Annotated in this window: 15 protein-coding genes; 14 read left to right on the plus strand and 1 reads right to left on the minus strand. The window is 69.2% G+C overall.

The window, feature by feature from the left end:
- Nucleotides 1-17 precede the first annotated feature (17 nt).
- The 9 genes from AC07AG_RS40915 to AC07AG_RS40955 all read left to right on the plus strand — a co-directional run bounded on the left by AC07AG_RS40915 (nucleotide 18) and on the right by AC07AG_RS40955 (nucleotide 10,067).
- Nucleotides 18-293 (plus strand): acyl carrier protein, encoded by a 276-nt coding sequence (locus tag AC07AG_RS40915; protein WP_478762027.1) that lies wholly within the window; start codon nucleotides 18-20, stop codon nucleotides 291-293.
- Nucleotides 290-3,295: a type I polyketide synthase gene (locus tag AC07AG_RS40920; RefSeq protein WP_478762029.1), complete on the plus strand. Its 3,006-nt coding sequence runs from the start codon at nucleotides 290-292 to the stop codon at nucleotides 3,293-3,295. Before AC07AG_RS40915 ends, AC07AG_RS40920 begins: the two co-directional genes overlap by 4 nt.
- The gene (locus AC07AG_RS40925) at nucleotides 3,292-4,314 is read left to right on the plus strand and encodes a 3-oxoacyl-ACP synthase III family protein (RefSeq protein ID WP_478762030.1); all 1,023 of its coding nucleotides are present in this window, start codon (nucleotides 3,292-3,294) and stop codon (nucleotides 4,312-4,314) included. The genes AC07AG_RS40920 and AC07AG_RS40925 overlap by 4 nt, the downstream gene beginning before the upstream one ends.
- A 48-nt stretch (nucleotides 4,315-4,362) precedes the next feature.
- Entirely contained in the window at nucleotides 4,363-6,306 is a 1,944-nt protein-coding gene (locus AC07AG_RS40930; protein WP_478762031.1) for an HAD-IIIC family phosphatase, read from the plus strand.
- Nucleotides 6,307-6,331: 25 nt separating this feature from the next.
- Nucleotides 6,332-6,568: an acyl carrier protein gene (locus AC07AG_RS40935; protein ID WP_478762033.1), complete on the plus strand. Its 237-nt coding sequence runs from the start codon at nucleotides 6,332-6,334 to the stop codon at nucleotides 6,566-6,568.
- Nucleotides 6,565-7,413 (plus strand): 2-oxo acid dehydrogenase subunit E2, encoded by an 849-nt coding sequence (locus AC07AG_RS40940; RefSeq protein WP_478762034.1) that lies wholly within the window; start codon nucleotides 6,565-6,567, stop codon nucleotides 7,411-7,413. The genes AC07AG_RS40935 and AC07AG_RS40940 overlap by 4 nt, the downstream gene beginning before the upstream one ends.
- Nucleotide 7,414: 1 nt before the next feature.
- Complete coding sequence (locus AC07AG_RS40945) at nucleotides 7,415-8,167, plus strand: 4'-phosphopantetheinyl transferase family protein (RefSeq protein ID WP_478762035.1); 753 nt, start codon at nucleotides 7,415-7,417, stop codon at nucleotides 8,165-8,167.
- A gap of 62 nt (nucleotides 8,168-8,229) precedes the next feature.
- The gene (locus AC07AG_RS40950; RefSeq protein WP_478762036.1) at nucleotides 8,230-9,309 is read left to right on the plus strand and encodes an alpha/beta fold hydrolase; all 1,080 of its coding nucleotides are present in this window, start codon (nucleotides 8,230-8,232) and stop codon (nucleotides 9,307-9,309) included.
- Nucleotides 9,306-10,067 carry a thioesterase II family protein gene (locus tag AC07AG_RS40955; protein WP_478762038.1) on the plus strand — a complete coding sequence of 254 codons (762 nt, stop codon included), beginning with the start codon at nucleotides 9,306-9,308 and terminating at the stop codon, nucleotides 10,065-10,067. The genes AC07AG_RS40950 and AC07AG_RS40955 overlap by 4 nt, the downstream gene beginning before the upstream one ends.
- A gap of 436 nt (nucleotides 10,068-10,503) precedes the next feature.
- Here AC07AG_RS40955 and AC07AG_RS40960 read toward each other — a convergent pair whose 3' ends face one another.
- Nucleotides 10,504-11,235, minus strand: a complete 732-nt coding sequence (locus tag AC07AG_RS40960) for a helix-turn-helix transcriptional regulator (protein ID WP_478762040.1) — start codon at nucleotides 11,233-11,235, stop codon at nucleotides 10,504-10,506.
- Between the two features lie 735 nt (nucleotides 11,236-11,970).
- On the opposite strand from AC07AG_RS40960, the gene AC07AG_RS40965 reads away from it, so the two are divergent.
- The 5 genes from AC07AG_RS40965 to AC07AG_RS40985 all read left to right on the plus strand — a co-directional run bounded on the left by AC07AG_RS40965 (nucleotide 11,971) and on the right by AC07AG_RS40985 (nucleotide 21,284).
- A complete protein-coding gene (locus AC07AG_RS40965; RefSeq protein ID WP_478762042.1) occupies nucleotides 11,971-13,950 on the plus strand; it encodes an AfsR/SARP family transcriptional regulator in 1,980 nt (659 codons plus the stop codon).
- Between the two features lie 149 nt (nucleotides 13,951-14,099).
- Nucleotides 14,100-15,398: an NAD(P)/FAD-dependent oxidoreductase gene (locus tag AC07AG_RS40970; RefSeq protein WP_478762043.1), complete on the plus strand. Its 1,299-nt coding sequence runs from the start codon at nucleotides 14,100-14,102 to the stop codon at nucleotides 15,396-15,398.
- A 60-nt stretch (nucleotides 15,399-15,458) separates the two neighbouring features.
- On the plus strand, nucleotides 15,459-16,760 hold the full coding sequence (locus tag AC07AG_RS40975; protein ID WP_478762045.1) for a cation:proton antiporter: 1,302 nt from the start codon (nucleotides 15,459-15,461) through the stop codon (nucleotides 16,758-16,760).
- Entirely contained in the window at nucleotides 16,747-19,569 is a 2,823-nt protein-coding gene (locus tag AC07AG_RS40980) for a BREX system ATP-binding domain-containing protein (protein ID WP_478762047.1), read from the plus strand. The genes AC07AG_RS40975 and AC07AG_RS40980 overlap by 14 nt, the downstream gene beginning before the upstream one ends.
- A gap of 65 nt (nucleotides 19,570-19,634) precedes the next feature.
- Nucleotides 19,635-21,284 carry an NAD(P)/FAD-dependent oxidoreductase gene (locus AC07AG_RS40985; RefSeq protein ID WP_478762049.1) on the plus strand — a complete coding sequence of 550 codons (1,650 nt, stop codon included), beginning with the start codon at nucleotides 19,635-19,637 and terminating at the stop codon, nucleotides 21,282-21,284.
- The last annotated feature ends 152 nt before the right edge of the window (nucleotides 21,285-21,436 follow it).

The raw sequence follows: 21,436 nt of genomic DNA on the forward strand, positions 1-21,436 counted from the left end.
CCCGAGGAGTCACCGTCATGACCACTGCGGCCCACGACCGCGTCGTCGCCGAACTGTGTCAGTGGCTCGCCGAGCACCTGGCGCTCTACCTGCGCCAGTCGCCGGACGCGATAGGCCTTGAAGTGCCGCTGGCCACCTACGGACTCGACTCCGTGCTCGCGCTGAGCCTGTGCGGCGACGCGGAGGACGAGTACGGCATCGAGCTCGAACCCACCGTCGTCTACGACTACCCGACGGTCCTCGAACTCGCCCGCCATCTCGCCGCCACTCTCGCGGAAAGCGCCCGCTCATGAACGCCGTCGCCATCGTCGGCCTCGACTGCCGCTTCCCCGGGGCCCCTGACCCCGCCGCCTACTGGGACCTGCTCATGCGGGCCGCGGACGGCGGAGGCGAAGTGCCCTCCCAGCGCTGGGACGCCGCCGCCTTCCACGGCCCGGGCGGCGTGCCGGGACGCACCAACACCACTCGGGGCGGGTTCATCGACGAACCGGACGCCTTCGACCATGAGTTCTTCGCGCTTTCGCCCCGCGAGGCCGGCGCCATGGACCCCCAGCAGCGCCTGTTCCTGCAGACCGTGTGGCGCGCCCTGGAGGACGCGGGCATGCCGCCGCAAGGGCTGACCGACTCGACCACCGGCGTCTACGCGGGGATCATGGCCTCTGAGTGGGGGCAGCTGCACCTCTCCCGGTACGAGGAGGTCACCGCGCACACCGGTGCCGGCAACGGCTACTGCATGGTGCCCAACCGCATCTCCTACCACCTCAACCTCAAGGGCCCGAGCCTCGCGGTGGACACCGCCTGCTCCTCGTCCCTGGTCGCCGTCCACCTCGCCGTGAACGCGCTGCTCTCCGGTGAGGTCGACCATGCCGTGGCGGGCGGCGTCAACCTCCAACTGACCCCCGCGCTCGGCATCTTCTACTCCGCGGCGGGCCTCTCCGCGCCCGACGGCCGCTGCAAGCCGTTCAGCGCGGAGGCCGACGGCATCGGCCGGGGCGACGGGGTGGGTGTGGTGGTGCTGCGCCGCCTCGACGACGCACTCGCCGACGGCCAGCAGATCTACGCCGTCATCCGGGGCACCGCCGTCAACCAGGACGGTCGCAGCAACGGCCTGACGGCGCCCAGCCGCTGGGCCCAGCAAGAGGTGCTCGCCGCAGCGCTGCGCCGGGCCGACGCCGACCCGGCGCAGGTCGCCTTCGTGGAGGCGCACGGGACCGGCACCGTGCTCGGCGACATGATCGAGGCCCGCGCCCTCGGGCACGTCTACGGCAGCGGACGGACCAAGCCCTGTGCCATCGGCTCGGTCAAGGGCAACATCGGCCACACCGAGGCCGCCGCCGGGATCGCCGGGCTCATCAAGGTGGCTCTCGCGCTGCATCACCGGCTCGTTCCCGTGAGCCCCTTCGCGACCCGCGAGAACCGCAGACTCGGCCTTGCCGACCAAGGTCTGAAGCTCATCAAGTCACCACTACGCCTGCCCTCGGGCCCGCAGCTGGCCGGACTGTCCAGCTTCGGCATGGGCGGCACCAACGCCCACGCCGTCATGGAGACGTCCCCGGTGCGCGACCGCAGGCCCGTCGCCGACGACACCTCCCCACCGGCCGTGTTCACCCTCAGCGCCAACAACCCCGAGGGCCTGCGCCGCAACCTCGAGTCCCAGGCGGTCGCACTGTCCCGACGCGGACAGGAACCGCTCGCCCCGCTCGCCTGGACCAGCAACCGGGTCAAGACGGCCTTGCCGCACCGCTTCGCCGTCGCCGCTCGCACCACCTCCGAGCTGGTTCGCCGCCTCAAGGCGGCGGTCGCCGACGCCGAGGAGTTCGCCGCACTGACCGGCCACCCCGACGGCCTTGAGCAGGTGGCCTTCCTCTTCACCGGGCAGGGTGCCCAGTTCGCCGGCATGACCAAGTCGCTGTACGAGGACTGCGCTGCCTACCGGCGTCACCTCGGCGACGCCGACGACGCGCTCCGGCCCCACCTCGGACGTTCGGTACGCGACCTGATCCTCTCCGGCGACGAGGACGTCCGTCGGACCGACAACGCGCAACCCGCGCTGTTCGCCGTCGGCCACGCCATGGCGCGCACCCTGGTCGACCTCGGCATCGAGCCCACCGCCGTACTCGGCCACAGCGTCGGCGAGTTCGCCGCGGCCGTCACGGCCGACGCGCTCTCCCTGGACGACGCCGCCCGGCTGATCGCCGCACGCGGCCGCCTCATGCAACAGCTTCCGGACGGCGGTGGGATGATCTCCGTCCCGGCCTCGCCCGGCGACCTGGCCGAACTCGTCGCCGCCGAACCTCTCGTGGACATCGCCGTCCACAACGGGCCCCAGGCCACTGTCCTTTCCGGTGACATCAATGCCCTCGAACGGATCGCCCGCACCCTGCGCGAGCGCGGTGTCGAACCGACGACTCTGCGCGTCTCGCACGCCTTCCATTCGCCGCTGATGCGTCCCATGCTCGCCGAGTTCGGGCGAGTCGCCGCGGCCTGCCGCCCCGGGCCACCCCAGGTTCCGTTCTACTCGACCGTGCGCGGCCACGTCCTGGACGGCGAGCCGCTCGACGGCGGCTACTGGACCGACCACGTCCAGAGCCCCGTGCACTTCGCGGACGCCGTCACCGATCTGATCAAGGACGGCCCCCGACTGCTCGTGGAGATCGGCCCGCGGCGCGTTCTCACCCCTCTCGTGCGCAGGCTCCACGCCGCCGACGACCTGGTGTTGCTGGCCCCCGGCAACAGTGAGACGGCCGACGGGCAGGACCTCGCCGCGGCCGTCGCGGCACTGTTCAGGTCCGGCGTCACCCCTCGGTGGGAGGCGCTGTACGACACCGACGACCGCAGGCTCCAGCGGCTGCGGCCCTACGAGTTCAACGCCCGGCACCGCTACTGGCACGGGGTGGCGATGACCCCGGGGGAACAGACCGGGAGCGGGCTCACGGCAAGGGAGTCGGCCCCCGCCGACCCTGCCGACCCCGTGGCTCCCACCGCCGTGCTCTCCTCCGGCGACCACGTCACCGACGCCGTCCTCGGCGCCATCACCGAGACCGGCGGATACGCGCCGGGCAAGATCGCGCTGCGGGCCCGCTTCTACGAGGACCTCGGCTTCGACTCGGTCACCATCATGCAGCTGAAGACCAAGGTGGAGGCCGCGCTGCCCGGACTCGCGGAGCTATCCGTCCAGCAGCTCCTGCCGCATCTCGCGTCGGTGGGTGAGCTGATCGACTTCCTGCGCGAGCACACCATCCACGCCGCCGGAACCGTACGGGGCATCTCAGTCAAGGAAGGCCGCGCGTCATGACACATCAGCCGGCGTACATCGCGTCCATAGGCACCGCCCTGCCCGGCGACCCCATCGGCAACGAGGAGCTCGGCAAACGCTTCGGGATCGACGCCGACTGGATAGAGGTGTTCATCGGCACCCGTACCCGGCACTTCGCCGTGAACCTCGACGACGGCGAGATCCGGTACACCCTCGCCGACCTCGCCGCCCGGGCAGGCAGCCGCGCCCTTGCCGCTTCCGGCGTCTCGCCGGACGACATCGGCTTCATCGTGATGGGCACCGCGACCCCGGACGCGCTGATGCCCGCCACCGTCAACCTCGTCGCGGACCAGCTCGGTCTCGATCATCTGCCCACCTATCAGCTCCAGTCGGGCTGTGCCGGGGCGCTCCAGGCCCTCGATCTGGGACGCACCCTGATCACCTCCGGAACGCACAAGGCCGGTCTCGTCCTCGGCGGCGACGTCTGCACCAAACACCTGCCGCTGGGCCAGGACTTCGCGGGACTGCAGCCTTCCGAGCTGGTCAACTTCGTACTCTTCGGCGACGGCGCGGGCGCCGCCGTGCTGACCTCCGAGCCCGTCGGCGCCCGGCTCTCCCTGCTGCGGGTCCTCAACCGGCTCATCGGTCTGGGCCGTGAACCGGGCCAGACCGTCGAGTGGTTCGGCATCGCCGACCGGGAATCCGGACGGCAGGCCCTCAGTGAGGACTACAAGGCCATCGAGTCCACGGTGCCGGTGATGGCCACCGAGATCCTCTGGGAGCTCCTCGACGAACAGGGGTGGAGCGAGGGTGACTTGACCTATCTGCTGCCTCCGCAGCTGTCGGCCCGGATGACCGAGCGGATCGTGACGGAGATGGACATGCCGACTGCCACGGAGATCTCCTGCGTCGCCGACACCGGCAACACCAGCAACGCCCTGCCGTTCATGCAGATGTCCCGCCTCCTCGACCATATCGAACCGGGGCAGAAGGCCATCGGTATCGCCGTCGAGTCCAGCAAGTGGATCAAGGCGGGTTTCGCGCTGGAGAAGGTCTGAGCGGCCACAGGACCACGGGCAAACAAGGAGACGAGGAAGACCACGCCCATGACGACATACGACGACGTGACCGCCGGAGCGGCAGCCGCATCGCCGCCGGCTCCCGGACCACTGGCCCAGATCCGCGCCTGGAATGCCGAGGCGACGCTCGTCGAGCACTTTCCGCAGGCACTCGCGCTGCTGCCCGGCCTCGACCTTCCCGCGCGCGCCTCCATCGGTCAGCTGCTCTCCCGGCTCGACACCGAGGACGTGCTTCGCCGCCACCCGGACACCCCGGTTTTCACGGTCGCGGTCACAGGGCACTCGACCCTGGTGGGCCTGACCGCACCACTGACCGGTGAAGTCGCGCGCCACGGGATGCTGTTGCGGCACCGGCTCTGTGACTACGACAGTTACCTGCGCGACCTGGCCGACCCGCGCAGCGACCTTTACCGCGAGGGCACCGACCTGGTGCTTTGTGTCCTGGACGCGGAGTCCGTGTTCGACGAGCTGCCCGTGCCCTGGCGGGTGGAGGATGCCGAGGCCGCGCTGACGGCCCGCCTCGCGCAACTCTCCACGCTCGCCGGGACATACGCGGCATCGGGCGGCGGCACCCTGGTCCTGAACACGCTGCCGCTGCTGCCCCGGTTCACCCGTCAGCTGGTCGACTGGGCGTCGCGGGCCCGGCTCGGCGCCGCCTGGCGGACGTTCAACGCCCAGCTGCTGCGCCTCACCGAGCTGCACGCCAACGTCCTCGTGCTCGACCTCGACCCGCTGGTCGCCGCCGGCGGCCCTGTCGCGGACCCGCGCCTGAGCGCCTACGCCAAGGCCCGGCTCGGCGACGAGACACTTGCCGCGTACGCCGCCGAGATCGGCCATCTGGTCGGCGCTCTGACCGGACGCACCAAGAAGTGCCTGGCGCTCGACGCCGACGGCACCCTGTGGGACGGCATCCTGGGCGACGACGGCCCCGAGGGTATCGCCGCAGCGGGCAGCTTCCGCGGTGAGGCCTTCGGCGCCTTCCAGCAGGTGATCAAGCAGATCGGCGCGCAGGGCGTGCTCCTCGCCGTGTGCAGCAAGAACGACCGTGACCCCCTCCTCGCGGTGCTGCGGGACCACCCGGACATGGTGCTGCGCGAGGACGACTTCGTGAACGTCACGGCCAACTGGCAGCCCAAGGACGGCAATCTGCTGGCGCTGGCCGACCGCATCAACCTGGGCGCGGACAGCTTCGTCTTCGCCGACGACAGCGCCTTCGAATGCGGGCTGGTCGAGGCGGGCGTGCCGGGCGCCGCCGTCATTCGGCTCGACGACGAACCCGCCCTGCACATTGACAAGTTGCTCGCCGACGGCTGGTTCGACGTGTGGAAGGTCACCGACGAGGACCGGGCCCGCGGTGCCCGTTACCGCACAGAGGCGGCACGCCAGGAGTTGCGGGAGAACGCCGGGTCCATGGACGACTATCTCGCGGGCCTGGGCGTCACCGTGCGCTTCTCGCCGCCGAGCCCGCTAGAGGTGGCCCGGATCGCCCAACTCACCCAGCGCACGAACCAGTTCAACCTGACGACCCGGCGTCTTCAGCCCGACGACGTGCGCGCCGCGCTCGACGACCCCGCTCAGCTCGTCCTCGCCATCCGCTCCGCCGACCGGTTCGGCGACAACGGTCTGGTCGGAGCGGTCTTCGCGCACCTCGGCGATGACGGCCTACACCTCGACAACTTCCTCCTCAGCTGCCGCGTCTTCGCCCGGGGCATCGAACAGGCCTGCCTGGCCGAGCTTCTGCTCACCGCGCGTGAAGCGGGCATCCCCGCGGTGCACGGGACGTACCTGCCGACCAAGAAGAACCACCGCATGCGCGCGTTCTACCCCGACACCGGCTTCCTCAGAAGCGGCGACGAGCGGGAGTCGCGCTTCACCCACGCCTTGGACGTCGTCAAGCCGCCGCCGGCCCATGTGGCCCTGGACGCCGACCTGACCGCGCTCACCGGGGCAGCCGCCCGCGCCCACCACTGATCCACCACTGCTGAGGACCACCACCATGGCCACACTCGCCACACTCGACGACTATCTCGGCATCCTGCGCGACCTCGTGGGATTCCCTGTCGCACCGCAGGAACTCGACACGCCCTTCGACCAGTTGAACGACTGGGACTCCGTGCACCTCCTGAAACTGGTCACCGTCATCGAGCGGGAGACGCAGGTACGCCTGCCGGTCACCCGTGTCCTCGAAGCCCGGACGCTGAACGAGATCTTCGGCATGGCGGTGACCGGATGAGCCCCGCGGCCCGGCCTGACATCGTGTCCGAGCGCCAGCGACGCCACACCCTGTACTTCCTCGAGCACGCCTTCGCGCGGCAACGCAGCGTCTCCATCGACACCGAGGTCGACATGACGGCTGTCGTCGCGCACCGGCGGGACGCCCGCGCGAAGGGCCGGCGATACGGGCTCGTCAGTTACGTCGTGTGGGCGGGGGCCCGCGCCGTCGCCGCTCGCCCGGAGGTCAACTCCTCGCTGACCGGCCGACTCGCTCCCCGGCTCGTACGGCACCCGACGGCCACCGCGAAGGTCGCCCTCGACCGCACCTTTCAGGGGCGGCGCGTGGTGCTCTCGGCGCTGGTGCCGGAGGCGGAACGGGCCACGCTCGACGAGATTCAGGACGTGATGGACCGCTACCGCGACGCGGATCCGGAGCACGCCCCCGAGTTCGCCGGGGTCCGCAAGGTCAACCGGCTGCCCGCTCCTGTCGGCTCGATGGTGTTCCGCCGCCTCATGGGCAGGCCCGCCGCACGCGCCGCAGTTCTGGGCACCTTCTCCGTCAGTTCCCTCGGGCATCGTCCCGTCGACGCCTTCTCCGGTGCGGGCGGCACCGCCGTGACCCTCAACGTGGGTCAGATGAGGGACCGCGCATGGGTGCGGGACGGCGAGGTGACCGTGGCTCCTGTCATGCGGGTCAACCTCACCTTCGACCACCGGGTCATCGACGGCGCGCCGGCCGCCGACGTCCTCGGCGAGATCAAGAGCGCCCTGGAGGGCTTCCATGCCGACGGACCAGCACCGGCCACTGCGGTCGTCGTCCCTTCCAGAGCCGGTGCGGATCCTCTCCCCCAGGTCCTGGAGTGACGTGCGGGAGGCGGCCGACCGCCGAGGCACCGCCCTCCTGTACGCGACCCTTGACGACTGCCCCGCCACGCCCTCCGACAGAGCCGGCCTGCGCCGCCTCCTGGGCAAGGACTTCGACCGCCACGAGTCCTTGGGCCCCGGACAGCGCCGTCGGTTCGCCGCGTCCCGCGCCCTGCTGAAGGAGGCGGCCGGAACCGTCCTGCGTGTGCCCGCCGCGAGCGTCGAGCTGGCGTACGAGCGCGGCGGACGCCCGTATCTGCCCGGCTTCGACGGAATCGACATCAGCCTGAGCCACACCGCCGACGTGCTGCTCGTCGGTGTCACCACCCGCGGCCTCATCGGCGTGGACGTGGAGCACACCCAGCGGCCGATGGACGGGCTGGCGAGGAAGATCTGCACTCCGCACGAAGCCCGTCACCTGGACCGGCTTCCCGCAGAGCGTCGCAACGCCGAGCTCGTCCGGTTGTGGACGCTGAAGGAGGCCTACAGCAAGGCCGTCGGGGAAGGCCTGCGCCTCCGGTTCACCGAGCTCGGATTCGGCGTCGGCCATGAGGAAGGGTGCGTGCTGCGCCCCGACGGACAGGGCGACACCGGCGGCGAGTGGACCGCTCGCACCTTCGTCCTCGCAGAGGGCTATCGCGTCGGCGCCGTCATCCAGGACACGGCGAGCGGCTCGCTGGACGGCCCCGCGGCGGACGCCCTGTTCAACGCCGTCCTGACCTCCTGGCTCACGAGCGCCTCAGGGACCGCCTGATGGAGCGCCGGACCGGGCCGCACCACGCCACCCTCACCAGATCGACAGAGAGGCTGAGACCCGTGCACGACCTCGCGGAACTCAAGAACTTCGTCATGCTGCACGCCAGGGCCCTCGGGCTCGACCCGAGCGATGCCGCCGCCGTGCTCGACCGCGTCCGGCACGACGACGGCCGTGACGGGCCCGGCTCCTGGACGGGAGAGTGGAGCTCCCGGATCGATCTGTCCGAGGCTGCAGGCGATCTCCCCGGCGCCGTCTGCGGCGCCATCCTGGCGAGCTTTCCCTACCCCGACAGCGCGGCGCGGCGCACCGCCCGCGGCCGTGCCCTGAGCGCCTTCGACCGCTGGCGGCGCACCCTTCCGGATGTTCACCGCCTCGACGTGTCCATCGGTGACGCGACCGTGCGCTGCTGGGCCACCGGCCTCGACGGTCAGGTCCTGAAGCCGGTCGTCGTCGTCACCGGAGGCATCGTGAGCGTGAAGGAGCAGTGGGCGCCATTCCTGCTCCTGGCGCGGCAGTTGGGCGTGGCCGCGGTCGTCACGGAGATGCCGGGCGTCGGCGAGAACACCCTGCCCTACGGGCGCGAGAGCCACCGGATGTACGGGGCGGTCCTGGACGCGCTCGCGGACCGCGCCGACACCACGCGCGCCGTTCTTGTCGCCCTCAGCTTCAGCGGTCATCTCGCACTGCGTCAGGCCGTCACCGACGCTCGGATCCGCGGCGTGATCACGGTCGGCGCGCCCGTGCGGGAATTCTTCACCGACGGGCAGTGGTGGCCACGCGTACCGGCGCTCACCACGCACACGATCGCCCATCACAGCGGAGTCCCGCACGAACGCCTGCGCGCCCACCTCCAGGACTGGGGGCTGACGGACACCGAACTGGCCTCCCTCGACATCCCGGTCGCGTACGCGCGCAGTCGTCGTGACGAGATCATCCCGGGCGCCGACGCGGACCTGCTGACGCGGCACATCCGCGACCTCGACCTGATCTCCTTCGACGACGTGCACGGCTCGCCGTCCCACGTCGAGGAGACCCGCGCGTGGATGGCCAGGGCCGTCGCCCGCATGACCGGGGCGGGGGCGGCCGGCGAAGGGGTCCCCAGTGTCGGTGCGCTGCAGGGCGGGGACGGCGCTCGATGACTCGCTATCTGCCGCATCCCCCGGCGGCCGAGGCGGATCTGACGCTGTTCTGTTTCCACCACGCCGGGGGCAGCGCCGCCGCGTTCCGCGGCTGGGGGGATGTTCTGGGCACGCGCGTCGATGTCGTACCGGTGCAGTTGCCCGGCCGCGAGAGCCGGATCCGTGAGCCGCGCTTCACCCGGCTCACGCCGCTCGTCACCGAGGTCGAGGGGGCTCTGGCGGGCCACTTGGACCGGCCGTACGCGTTCTACGGGCACAGCATGGGTGCCCTGCTCGCGTACGCGCTCGCCGAGCGGGCCGCCCTCGGGACGCGGTTGCCTGAAGCGCTCGTCGTCGGCGGCTTCCCCGCCCCTCACCTGGGGCATGCCCTGAGCCTGCCCCCTGACATGCCCGACACCGAGCTCACCGAGCTGCTGATCGGGATGGGTGGACTACCCGCCGAACTGGCCGACCAGCCCGAATGGTTGACCGCGCTGCTACCGGTGATCCGTGACGATCTCGCGGTCTGCGGCGATCACCGTCCGACGCCGCCGCGCAGGCTGCCCATTCCGCTGCACGTGCTTGCCGGAAACGAGGATCCCCTCGTCGACATCGACGGAATCCTCGCCTGGCAGGAGCACACTTCGGAGTCCTTCCGGGCCGATGTACTGCCCGGTGGCCATTTCTTCGCCAAGGACCGGCCCGAAGCATTCTTCAACGCCCTCACCCGGGCCGTGCATGCCCACATCCCCCACGGCAGTTTCCTCAACGCCGGCTGAATCGGCGAGCCGTCATGAAAGATCGAATTTGAGCCTCACGTCAACGCCCGAAGGGTGGTTGGCCTTCACCCGACAAAAGATCTTCGGCGCCGAGTGATCACCGAGTGACGCGGCCGGCCACCGTTCCACTTCCTCTTGGCGCAAGATCCACGAAAATCCGCGCGGGTGACGTCGTTTCCAGGCACTGGCGAGGAATTTCCATCCCTGCCGTGTTCGGGCGCCCCTTTCCACTCGGAACGCATCGTTGGCGAAAGCGAATGACACGAACTCGGCCGGTCGAGACGGAATCCAGAATTCCGCCTCCCCTGCGGGCGATACGGATTTTGCGCCTCCGCTCCTGGGGCACCCTGATCGGGCCGAATCAGGCCCGATCAGGGAAAGCTCCGAGCCCCACCCCTCTTTCTCCTGATCCGGGATCAGGGGTAGGGGCGCCCCCTCAGGAGTCGTAGAGTTCCGGCAACGCAAAGGCGAAGGAACAGCGGTCGCCCTCCACGTCGGCGTTGTGCGCCGACTGAAGCGTAACGTCCACTTCGAGAACCGATCCGGGGGTCACCGTGATCGGCCCGACGCTGCCCGCCACGACGGCGTTGCGGCCGGACGCGGACGTGAGCGAAACGGCCTCGATCTTCCACACACCCGCGGGCACGTGAGAAATGCTCCAGGTGTCCGTGGACCGCTGCATGCGATAGCAGCGGGCGGGTACGCCCCCGGCGGGCCCCGCGCGGAAGGCCGCGACGAAGGCGGCAGCGTCGTCCAACCCGTCCGACCTGCGAAGACGACCCTTGACAGTGCCATAGGCGAAGGACGCGTCATCGCGCCCGCCCGCGACCTGGAGCGCGTCAGGACCGAGGCACGTCATCTTGCGGTACTGCCCTGGCGACACCCCGAAGGTCCTGCTGAAGCGCGTGGTGAAGGACCCCTGACTCGCATAGCCGACCTGGTTCGAAATGTCGGCGACACTCGTGTCGGTATTGAGGAGCTTTCGCTTGGCCTCCTCCAGGCGCACAGCAGTGAGAAATTGCGCCGGCGGCAATCCAGTTTCCGCCCTGAAAAGCCGGGCCATATGAAAGGGAGTGAGCCTCGCGATCTCCCCGAGGTCACTCAGGGAAAGCGGCTCCTCATACCTCTCTCGAATTCCTTGGACAACACGCTCTATTTCCACTCTCATTCGGCACCCCCGTGTTTCGGTGCAAATCTTTGACACCGCAGCCGACAAACAAGTAAAAAAGAAGCAATCGCGGTAGTGAACCAAGGGTAACCAAAAGTTGTCAAGACCAGTCCGCGTCGCTGATCAAGCCCACGGACTGCCGCGGCACCCACATTTCCTTGATCAGCTGTGCATCGATTCCCGCTCTGCCGATTGCGGCCGGGATGCGCCCCCATCAGCATCGGCTGGTCACCGGTGAATCCGTCCGGCCATGGACGGTGGGCGACCGAGTCGGTGGTCGCGGTCGACAGTTCCTCGACAGCGACGGAGCGGGAGCGGCAGGACACACGCACGGGCCGACGAGGCGATCAGGCCAGGCCATGGACGAACCCTGAGCAGCCACGGCCGCACGAACGAAAGGATTCGGCACTGATGGCCGACACACACCGCAGGGGAAGGAGGGGGCGTGGGGGCCAAGGGGCGGAGTATGGCCGAAATCAGAGGATGCCTGACCGAAAATCGCGAGTGACTTCCCGGACGCATATGCACAACCACAGTCACATCCTGCCGAGTCAAGACCGCGCGACCAGACGGAGGCACCCCAATGCGGCAAAGCGGGCAGAAGTCGGACCAGGCCGCGAGCAATCTAAGCGATGACAGTGAGTTGGCGGAAACCGCAAGCTTAAATAGGCCGACGGAATGCCGAGACAACGGGTGACTGAATCCCTTGGCATGTCCTAGAAACGGGGGAACTTCATGCGGCTACAACTGCTGGGCCCAGTCAGAGCGTGGCACGATAACACCGAACTGGCGCTCGGCCCTCCGAAACAGTTGGCGGTCGTGGGACTGCTGGCCACCCGCGCGAACGAGGTCGTGCACATCGAGGAGATCATCGATGCCGTATGGGGCAGCGACGTCCCTCGTACGGCCGTCAACGGAGTGCACACCTACGTGGGCGGGCTGCGTCGCGCCCTGGAGCCGGAGCGCGGCAGCCGGGAGTCCGGCGGCCTGCTCGTCTCGTCCAGTGGTGGCTACTTCCTGCGTCTGGCGACGGAGGAGGTGGACGCCCACGTCTTCGCCCACCGCTACGCCCAGGCACGTCAGTTGAAGGCCGAGGGCGACCTGACGAGCACCATCGACGTGCTGGAGAAGGCACTTCCCTTGTGGCACGGCGAAGCGTTCGCCGGCCTGCCCGGCCCCTTCGCCGACATGGAGCGCACCCGGCTGCAGGAACTGCGCCTGTCGGCCACCGAGGAGTGGGCGTACGCACTACTCACGCTGGGGCGGGACTCCGAAGTCTGCTCGGCCCTCACCGCCTTGGTGGCGAAGGAGCCGTTGCGCGAGAAGCTGCGCTGGCTGCTCATGCTGAGCCTCTACCGCTGTGGCCGCCGCGCGGACGCACTCAAGCTCTACCACGAGACCCGCATCCTGCTCCGCAATGAACTGGGCATAGAACCGGGGCGGGATCTGAGTCTCCTGCACCAGCGGATGCTGTCCGACCACCCCGACCTCAGCACCGACACACAGGAAGAGGGACGCGGCAGCGTCACGGCCTTCGCCCCCGCGCCGTCCGACAGCGGCGGGCCCGCCATGTGGAGCACGGTGCGCCCTGCCCAACTCCCCCCCATCGCACGTGGGTTTGTCGGGCGCTCGGTGGAAATGGCCCAGTTGACCCGGCTCGCCGCGGAGACCGACGGCACCCCCTCGGGCCGCACCACCATGGCAGTGGTGACCGGCCTGCCAGGCGTGGGCAAGAGTGCGCTGGCGCTGCGCGTCGCCTACGAGCTGGCCGATCAGTTCACGGACGGGCAGTTGTACGTCGACCTGTGCGGCACGAACGCGCACCGCGCACCGCTCACCGCGACGGAGGCGCTCGCCCAGGTGCTGCGCAGCCTCGGCATCGACGAGACGCTCATTCCCGGGGACCTGGCCGGGCGAACCGCCCTGTACCGAAGCATGCTCTACGGCAAACGGACGCTGCTCGTCCTGGACGACGCGTACGCAGCGGACCAGTTGCGGCCGCTCATTCCGCAAGGGCCCGCCTACGTCCTGATCACCAGTCGCTGGCGGCACAGCGGCCTCGTGGCGCGGGACGGCGCCTACCGCGTGGAGCTCGATCCGCTCACCCCCGAGGAGTCGATGAATCTCCTCACCTGTCTGACCCTCACGGAGCGGCTGAAGACGGAGGCCGACGACATCGCGGCCCTCACCCGGCTCTGCGGACACCTCCCGCTGGCCCTGCGCATCATCGCGGAGATGCTCGCCACGATGCCCCACGTGTCGGCGCACGAGTTCGTGAAGGCCGTCGCCGACCGCCGGATGGACCGGCTCGACGTGGTGCGCGACGCGGCGGCCAGCCTGCGGAGCTCCTTCTCCCGGTCCTACCGCACGCTGCGGCCCGAAGTGGCACGCATGTTCCGATTGCTGGGTCTGTGCGAGGGGATCACCATCACCGCCGAAGCCGCGGCCACCCTCGCGGGCACGGACATCGGGCACTCCCGCCGCCTGCTGCAGTCCCTCGCCGAGGCGCACCTGCTGATGGAGACCGGTGAGGGCACCTACCGCTTCCAGGAACTCATCGGGGCCTACGCGAACGAGTGCGCGGAGGACGAGCCGGTGCCGAGCAGGAGCCAGGCACTCGCCCGCGCACTGCGGCTGTATGTCGGCCACAACCACTCACCGAGGCACGGCGAAAGCCTCCTCAGCAGGCGTGACCTGGCCTCCAGCGACTGCTGACCACCCGTAGGCCCGTCTGCCGACAGCATCCAGAGGGTGTCCAGAGGCTCTGCAGCCCCAGCGGCACAGACTGAACATGCACCGTGCACAAGCGAACGATGCCCGCGTTCCGCGGGCCGTCCCAAGGTCGGCAAAGGGAAGGTCAACGCATGTCATCCACTCTCTACGGCATCCCCGAGCACTTCGACGCCATCGTGATCGGCGGGGGGCCCGCCGGGGCGACCACTGCCGGTCTCCTGGCGAAGCGTGGCCACCGCGTGCTCGTCCTGGACCGCGAGCGGTTCCCCCGCTACCACGTGGGCGAATCGCTCATACCCGCGTTCATGCGCCCGATGGAAGAGCTCGGGCTGCCCGAAAGGATGGACGCCCGCGGCTTCGAGCGGAAGTACGGCGGCTCGCTGGTGTGGGGCAACGAGCAGGTGCCCTGGAACTTCTCCTTCGTCAAGGGCGGGGCCCACGCGTACGCCTACCACACGCGCCGCGCCGACCTGGACTCGCTGATCCTCGACCGCGCCAGAGAGCTGGGCGCGTACATCATCGAGGACGCCACGGTGAAGGAGCCGATCCAGAACGAGGACGGCCGGGTCACCGGCGTCCGCTTCGCCGTGCGCGGCGAGGAGGACATCAAGGAGGCGACGGCAGGCCTGGTGATCGACGCCTCGGGGCAGGCCCGCGTGCTCAGCCGCCGCTTCACCGATCTGCGCTGGCACGACGAACTGCGCAACGTCGCGGTGTGGACCTACTTCGACAACTGCGAGCGGCTGCCCGGCGACGAATACACCAACATCCTGATCGAGGGGCTCGACGACGGCTGGTTCTGGGCCATCCCGATCGACAAGGGCACCATCAGCGTCGGCTACGTGACGCGCTCCGCCACGGTGGGCGAGTCCGACCAGTCGCTCCAGGAGCACTTCGCCGCCGAACTGGAGAAGTCCACCAAGCTGAAGAAGATGCTGGCGCCCGGGCGCCGCTCCGCGGGATTCCGCACCGCCCGCGACTGGTCGTACCACAGCAACCGCTTCTACGGCGACGGCTGGGTGCTCGTGGGCGACACGGCCGCCTTCGTCGACCCGCTGTTCTCCACCGGTGTAGCGCTCGCCACGCTGGCCGGCAGCGTGCTGGCCAAGATCGTCGACCAGGTGATCAAGCACCCGGAGATCGAGGAGAAGGCGCTCGACCGGTACGCCACCGCCTACTCGGGGTTCTTCGACGAGATCCGCGAGTTCGTCGAGCGCTTCTACGACCGCACCAAGTACAAGGAGTTCTACTTCAGCCTCGCCCAGGAAATGATCGACCCGGAGAAGAAGAACGAGCCGTCCGCGGACTTCGTCAAGCTGATCTCCGGTCTCAGCGGTCGTCACCCGATGTTCAACATCTCGCTGGACGACCTCGTCCCGGGCAGCGACGACGAGGACGAGCCCGAGGACAAGGACGAGTCGGCCGCGTGAGCGCGCCACACCATGCCTCCCTTCTCGTGCCCCGCGTGCTGATTGAGGTCTCCGCCGCCCATGACGAGCCACCAAATACAGCTGCTCTTTCTGGATCTCGCACTCATCCTGCTCCTCGCCCGCGGACTCGGGGCACTGGCCGCACGCATCGGGCAGCCTCCCGTCGTGGGCGAGATCCTGGCCGGCATCATGCTCGGCCCGACACTGTTCGACGGAGCGATCACCGACCATCTCTTTCCGGGTGACGTACGCCCGTTCCTCACCGCGCTCGCCCAGATCGGTGTGGCGCTGTTCATGTTCGTCGTGGGACTGGAACTGGAACACCGGGCGCTGCGCGGGCGGACCAGGGTCACGGCGGGAGCCGCCCTCGGTTCGACCCTGGTGCCCTTCGTCCTCGGACTCGGCCTCGCCCTGTTCCTGCTGCGGGATCACGAGACCGGCCAGCGGGCCGCGTTCCTGGTGTTCATCGGACTGTCGGTGTCGGTCACCGCGTTCCCGGTGCTCGCCAGGATCCTCGCCGACCGCGGTCTGTCCCGCACCCACATCGGCAGCCTCGCCCTGGCCACGGCCGCGCTCGTCGATGTCGTGGCCTGGTCGGCGCTCGCCGCAGTGCAGGCGGTGGTCGGCGGTGCCGACGACTACTGGCGAGTGGCACTACTGATCCCGTTCACGGCGGTGCTGCTCCTCCTGCGACCGCTGCTGCGCCGGGTGTTCGAGCCCAAGGGCCCCGATCGACAGCTCTCCTCCTCAGGGATCGCCGTCGCCCTGATCGGTGCGCTGCTGTCCGGCGCGGCCACCGAGGCCATGGGCATGCACTACATCTTCGGCGCCTTCCTGTTCGGCGTGATGATGCCGCGCGAGGGCATCGGAGCGGTGCGCGACGAACTGTGCGAACGCACCGGGCAGATCACCACGCTGCTGCTGCCGGTCTACTTCGTGGTGGCCGGGCTCAAGGTGGACCTGAGCGGAGTGGGCCTCAGCGGACTCGCCGAACTCGGGGTCATCCTGCTCGTCGCCATCGGTGGCAAGACCGTCGGCACCTACCTCGGCGCCCGCACCCAGGGGCTGCCGGCCCAGGGATCGGCGACACTCGCGGCCCTCATGAACACTCGTGGCCTTACTGAGCTGGTCATTCTCGGTGTGGGCCTCCAACTGGGGCTGCTGGACGGCCGGTTGTACTCACTCATGGTCGTCATGGCGCTCGTGACCACAGCCATGACCGGGCCCCTGCTCCACCTGATCGACCGCCGGACCAAGGCAGGCGGTATCGGCGACGAGCACGTGCCGAAGGGCCTGGCCGACAAGACCGCCGCGACAGATCAAGCGGGAACAGGAGGGAGAGACAACCATGCGGTTGGTTGAGCGGGATAGTGAGGTCGGCGCGCTCACCGACATACTCCGCCAGACCGAGCAGGGACACGGCGGCATCGCCGTGGTCAGTGGCGGCACAGGCAGCGGAAAGACCGAACTCCTCAGCCTGGTGCGCGGACTTGCCACCGATGCCGGGTTCGTCGCGCTGCAGGCGACCGCTTCCTGGGCGGAGCGGCTCTCGCCGGGCAGTGTCCTCGAACAACTGCCCAGGTATGCCGATACGACACCGGATCACAGCGGCGCCGTCTCACAGGTGCTCGCCCGCCTGGGCGCCATCCGCGCGGACGCGGACGGCTGCACACCCGAGCGGTGCCCGCTGGATGCCGCCACCGCGGCCGCCCTGCATCAGCTGTCCACGGAGATCATGCGGATCTCTGTGCAGGCACCGGTACTGCTGTGCGTCGATGACATCCAGTTCGCCGACTCGCTGTCCCTGCACTGGATTCTGCAGCTGGTGCACGCTCTGCGTTCCTCACGCATCGCTCTGGTGGTCGCCGAGTGCACCCTCTCGAAGTCCGCCCATCCGCATCTGCACACGGAACTGCTGCGCCAGCCCAACTACCGGCGCCTGGATCTGCGTGCCCTGTCCGAGGCCGGAGTCGGCGCGGTGCTCGGCGCGCACATGGATCCGCGTCGGGCCGACGCGCTGGCGGCGGACTGCCATCGCGTCAGCGGCGGCAACCCGCTTCTCGTACGCGCCTTGGTGGAGGACCAGCGGCACACCGCGGTGCTGCCCGACCTGAAGCCCGAGCTCGTGGTCGGCGACGCCTACGCCGACACCGTGCTCAGCTGTCTGCACCGAGGCCGCACCCCCGCGCTGCGGCTGGCGCAAGCACTGGCGGTCCTCGACGAACCCGACACCGGTTCGGGCCGCCCGGTCCGGCTCCTGGACGAGGAGGCGACCGCGGTCGAACAGTGCCGCATCGCTCTGGAAGCGGTCGGCCTCATCGCGGCCGGCCGCTTCCGGCACCCGGTCGCACGGGACGCGGTGCTGCAGAACCTCTCCTCACCCGCGCGCCGCGACCTGCACCGCCGTGCGGCGGAGCTCCTGTACCAGGACGGGGCCAGCGCCGTGCGGATCGCCCCGCACCTGCTGGCAGCCGAACCCGGCGGCCCCTCCTGGGGGCTTGCGGTGCTGCGGGAGGCTGCGGACCGCTACCTCTCGGGCAACCGCGTGGATGACGCCCACGCTTGTCTGGACGCGGCGCTCGCCATGTGCCGGGACGACGGCGACCGTGTCTCCCTGAAGGCCCAGCTCGCCGGCACCGCGTGGCTGCTCAATCCGTCGATCAGCGCCCGGCACCTCGGCGAACTGGCCGCCGCGTTGCGCGACGGCCTGCTGCCCGACCAGCACGCCCTGCCCCTGGCCAAGCACCTGTTGTGGCACGGCCGGTTCGAAGAAGCCGTGGAGGCCATCGAACGGATGGACCGGCGCGGGACGCGCTCCGGGCTCGATCCGGCGGGTGCCTCGGACATCAGCGCAACCCGGGAGCTCCTGTCCGCGACTTACCCGCCGCTGCTGAGCTCCGCGGTGCTCTCCGTCCAGGACGCACCCACGCCACGACCCCGTCCGACAGACGACGGGTACTCCCGTGTGCACGGCGCCGCCGCGCTCACGCGGGTCCTCTCCCAGGGTCCGGGGACCACCGCCGCCGACGACGCGGAAGCCGCGATGCGGGTCATGCGCCTCGGCAAGAACACCCAGGAATGGATCATGTGCGCCGTCGCGGCGCTGCTCTTCGGGGAGCGTCTGGAGGCCGCGGGCAGCTGGTGCGACCACTGGCTCTCCGAGGCGCGCGAACGCCGAGTCCCGCTGTGGGAGGCGGAGTTCGCCTCGCTTCGGGCCTCCATCCTGCTCCGGCAGGGCGATCCGGCCGGTGCCCGGAGCTTCGCGGAGCGGGCACTGGCCCGTGTGCCGGCGAAGAGCTGGGGCGTGTGTCTTGGCGGTCCACTGGCCAATCTGGTCCAGGCGGCCACCGAGATGGGCGACTACGAGGCGGCGGAGGACTATCTCGAGGTCCCGGTCCTTGACGGAATGTTCTCAACCCGCTTCGGGCTGTACTTCCTGCATGCCCGCGGACGCTTCCACCTGGAGACGGGACGTCCGTACGCGGCGCTCGACGACTTCATGGCCTGCGCGAGCCGCATGCGTGACTGGGGATTCGACCAGCCCTCCCTGGTCCCCTGGCGCTCCGAGGCGGCCCGCGCTCACCTCGCCCTGGGCGACCGGGACAAGGCGCACGCTCTGGCCCGCGAAGAGCTCACGCTGCTCGGCAGCGGCCGGTTCCGCGCCCGGGGCTTCGCCCTGCGCGCTCTGGCCTCGACCGGCGACGCATGGGCACGAGTAGGTCTGCTCACCGAGGCGGCCGAGACACTGCAGGCCGCCGGCGACCGGCTGCAGACCGCCGGAGCCCTGGCCGACCTGGGCCGCGCCCACCTTGAGGCGGGGCAGCCCGACCGGGCCCAGCCGGTCCTGGAGGCGGCGGCACACCTCGCCGACGGGAGCAGGGCCAGGCCGCTGGCCACCGCCGTCGCCGATGACCTGGCCCAGGCCCGGTCACGGTGCGCACCGCCGGCATCCGACCCCGCCGAGCGGGTGGCCGCGCTCGAGCTGCTGAGCAGCGCCGAACGGCGTGTCGCCGCGCTCGCCGCCCATGGCCACACCAACAAGGAGATCTCGGAAAGGCTGTTCATCACCGTGAGCACGGTGGAACAGCATCTCACCCGCGTTTTCCGAAAACTCGATGTCAGGGCGCGCAGGGAACTCCCCGCGGAAACCGGGCTGCACGCCGCGGAGTGAAGCAGGCGGGCGAGGAACGTATGGGCGCATCCATGCATGATCTGAGAGCGAGGGAGAGACCCCTTATGACCGCTACCATCCCGAGCACCAATGAATACGACGTTGCGATACTCGGAGCCGGAATGGCCGGTGGAATGCTTGGAGCGATCCTGGCACGCAACGGCGTGAAGGTGCTTCTCCTTGACGCCGGAACCCACCCGCGGTTCGCGGTCGGCGAATCGACGATTCCTTACACCTCCGGGATGACTCGGCTCGTCGCAGATCGCTACAACGTCCCGGAAATCATGCCGCTGTCCAGCCACAAGGGAATCAGCAAGCAGGTTTCCAAGTACTGCGGGCAGAAACAGAACTTCGGGTTTGTGTACCACGAAGAGGGAAAGCTGCAGGACCCCGAGAAGATCAATCAGCTCGTGGTGCCGTCCGCGATCAGGACGGAGACTCATCTCTTCCGCCAGGACATCGACTCGTATCTCTTCAATGTCGCGGTCAAGTACGGCGCGACGCCCCGCCTCGCCACCCGCATCTCCGACATCGAGATCGACCCCTCCACGGGCGCCGTGCTGCGCACGGACCGCGGTGAGGAGTTCCGCGCCAGCTATGTCGTCGACGGCAGCGGTTTCCGCTCACCGCTCGCGGAGAAGTTCGCACTGCGCGAGACCCCGACCCGCGCCCGTACCCACTCGCGCACCCTCTTCACGCACATGATCGGCGTGGAGCCGTTCGACAAGGCACCGGCGGGCCGCAAGCACAAGCAGCCCAACCCCTGGCACAACGGCACGCTGCACCACGTCTTCGACGGCGGCTGGCTGTGGGTGATCCCCTTCGACAACCACCCCGAATCCATCAACCCGCTGTGCAGCGTCGGCCTCACGCTCGACCCCCGGGTCCATCCCAAGGACGAGACGCCAGGTCAGCAGGAGTTCGACGCCTTCCTCGACCGGTTCCCGGAGATCGCCTGGCAGTTCAAGAACGCCAAGGCGGTACGGCCCTGGGTGTCCACCGGACGTCTCCAGTACTCCGCCAAGCAGGTCGTCGGCGAGCGCTTCTGCCTGACCTCGCACGCGGCGGGTTTCATCGACGCACTGTATTCGCGGGGCCTGACCAACACCCTGGAGCTGGTCAACGCACTGGGGTGGCGGCTGATCGCGGCCTCCCGTGACGGCGACTGGTCGCAGGAGCGCTTCGGTCACCTCGAAACGCTCCAGCAGGGTCTCTTCGACTTCCACGACGACCTGGTCTACAGCTCCTTCGTGGGCTTCCGCGACTACGAGCTGTGGAACGCGGTCAACCGGACGTGGATGCTCGGCACCATGCTCGGAAACGTGATGCTGGAGGACGCCTACTATCGCTACGCGCGCACCGGTGACGACAAGATTCTCCGCGAGCTCGAGGAGAGTGAACGCCCCGGTTCGCCGCTCCCGGTGAGTGAGGGTTTCAACAGGATGGGGATCCTCACTCGGGAGTTGTGCGAATCCGTGGAGACAGGTCAGACCGCACCGAAGGCCGCGGCCGCACGCATTCTGGAGCATATTCGCGGGGCAGACTTCATCGCGCCGTCGTTCAAGTTCGGTGAGCGTGATACGCAGTGCTTCAACATGTCGCCGGGAAAGATGGCGACGAACGCCGTGTGGTGCCGCAGGGAAGCACCCCCCGAGATCGGCCCCCGCATGATCAATGCGAGCAAGGGACTGGTCCGGATGCGATTGCGCGGCTGAAGCCGGTCGGCTACGGCTGCAAACCCCTATCGGCTGAATAGGGGTTTGTAGCCGCAAGGCTCCCAAGAAAAAGGGGTGTTGGGCGTTAAAGCGTGCGTCATAGGCTGCTGACATGGCGTATGGGCGGAGATGGCAGAGGCCGAATTCAGAGA

The sequence above is a fragment of the Streptomyces sp. NPDC044044 genome (assembly GCF_056434405.1).

Excerpts from the sequence above, each read along its gene's own strand:
- AC07AG_RS40965 (WP_478762042.1), top strand. The coding sequence starts at position 11,971 with ATGCGGCTACAACTGCTGGGCCCAGTCAGAGCGTGGCACGATAACACC.
- AC07AG_RS40915 (WP_478762027.1), top strand. The coding sequence starts at position 18 with ATGACCACTGCGGCCCACGACCGCGTCGTCGCCGAACTGTGTCAGTGG.
- AC07AG_RS40920 (WP_478762029.1), top strand. The coding sequence starts at position 290 with ATGAACGCCGTCGCCATCGTCGGCCTCGACTGCCGCTTCCCCGGGGCC.
- AC07AG_RS40960 (WP_478762040.1), bottom strand. The coding sequence starts at position 11,235 with ATGAGAGTGGAAATAGAGCGTGTTGTCCAAGGAATTCGAGAGAGGTAT.
- AC07AG_RS40925 (WP_478762030.1), top strand. The coding sequence starts at position 3,292 with ATGACACATCAGCCGGCGTACATCGCGTCCATAGGCACCGCCCTGCCC.
- AC07AG_RS40970 (WP_478762043.1), top strand. The coding sequence starts at position 14,100 with ATGTCATCCACTCTCTACGGCATCCCCGAGCACTTCGACGCCATCGTG.
- AC07AG_RS40980 (WP_478762047.1), top strand. The coding sequence starts at position 16,747 with ATGCGGTTGGTTGAGCGGGATAGTGAGGTCGGCGCGCTCACCGACATA.
- AC07AG_RS40955 (WP_478762038.1), top strand. The coding sequence starts at position 9,306 with ATGACTCGCTATCTGCCGCATCCCCCGGCGGCCGAGGCGGATCTGACG.
- AC07AG_RS40985 (WP_478762049.1), top strand. The coding sequence starts at position 19,635 with ATGACCGCTACCATCCCGAGCACCAATGAATACGACGTTGCGATACTC.
- AC07AG_RS40975 (WP_478762045.1), top strand. The coding sequence starts at position 15,459 with ATGACGAGCCACCAAATACAGCTGCTCTTTCTGGATCTCGCACTCATC.
- AC07AG_RS40930 (WP_478762031.1), top strand. The coding sequence starts at position 4,363 with ATGACGACATACGACGACGTGACCGCCGGAGCGGCAGCCGCATCGCCG.
- AC07AG_RS40940 (WP_478762034.1), top strand. The coding sequence starts at position 6,565 with ATGAGCCCCGCGGCCCGGCCTGACATCGTGTCCGAGCGCCAGCGACGC.
- AC07AG_RS40935 (WP_478762033.1), top strand. The coding sequence starts at position 6,332 with ATGGCCACACTCGCCACACTCGACGACTATCTCGGCATCCTGCGCGAC.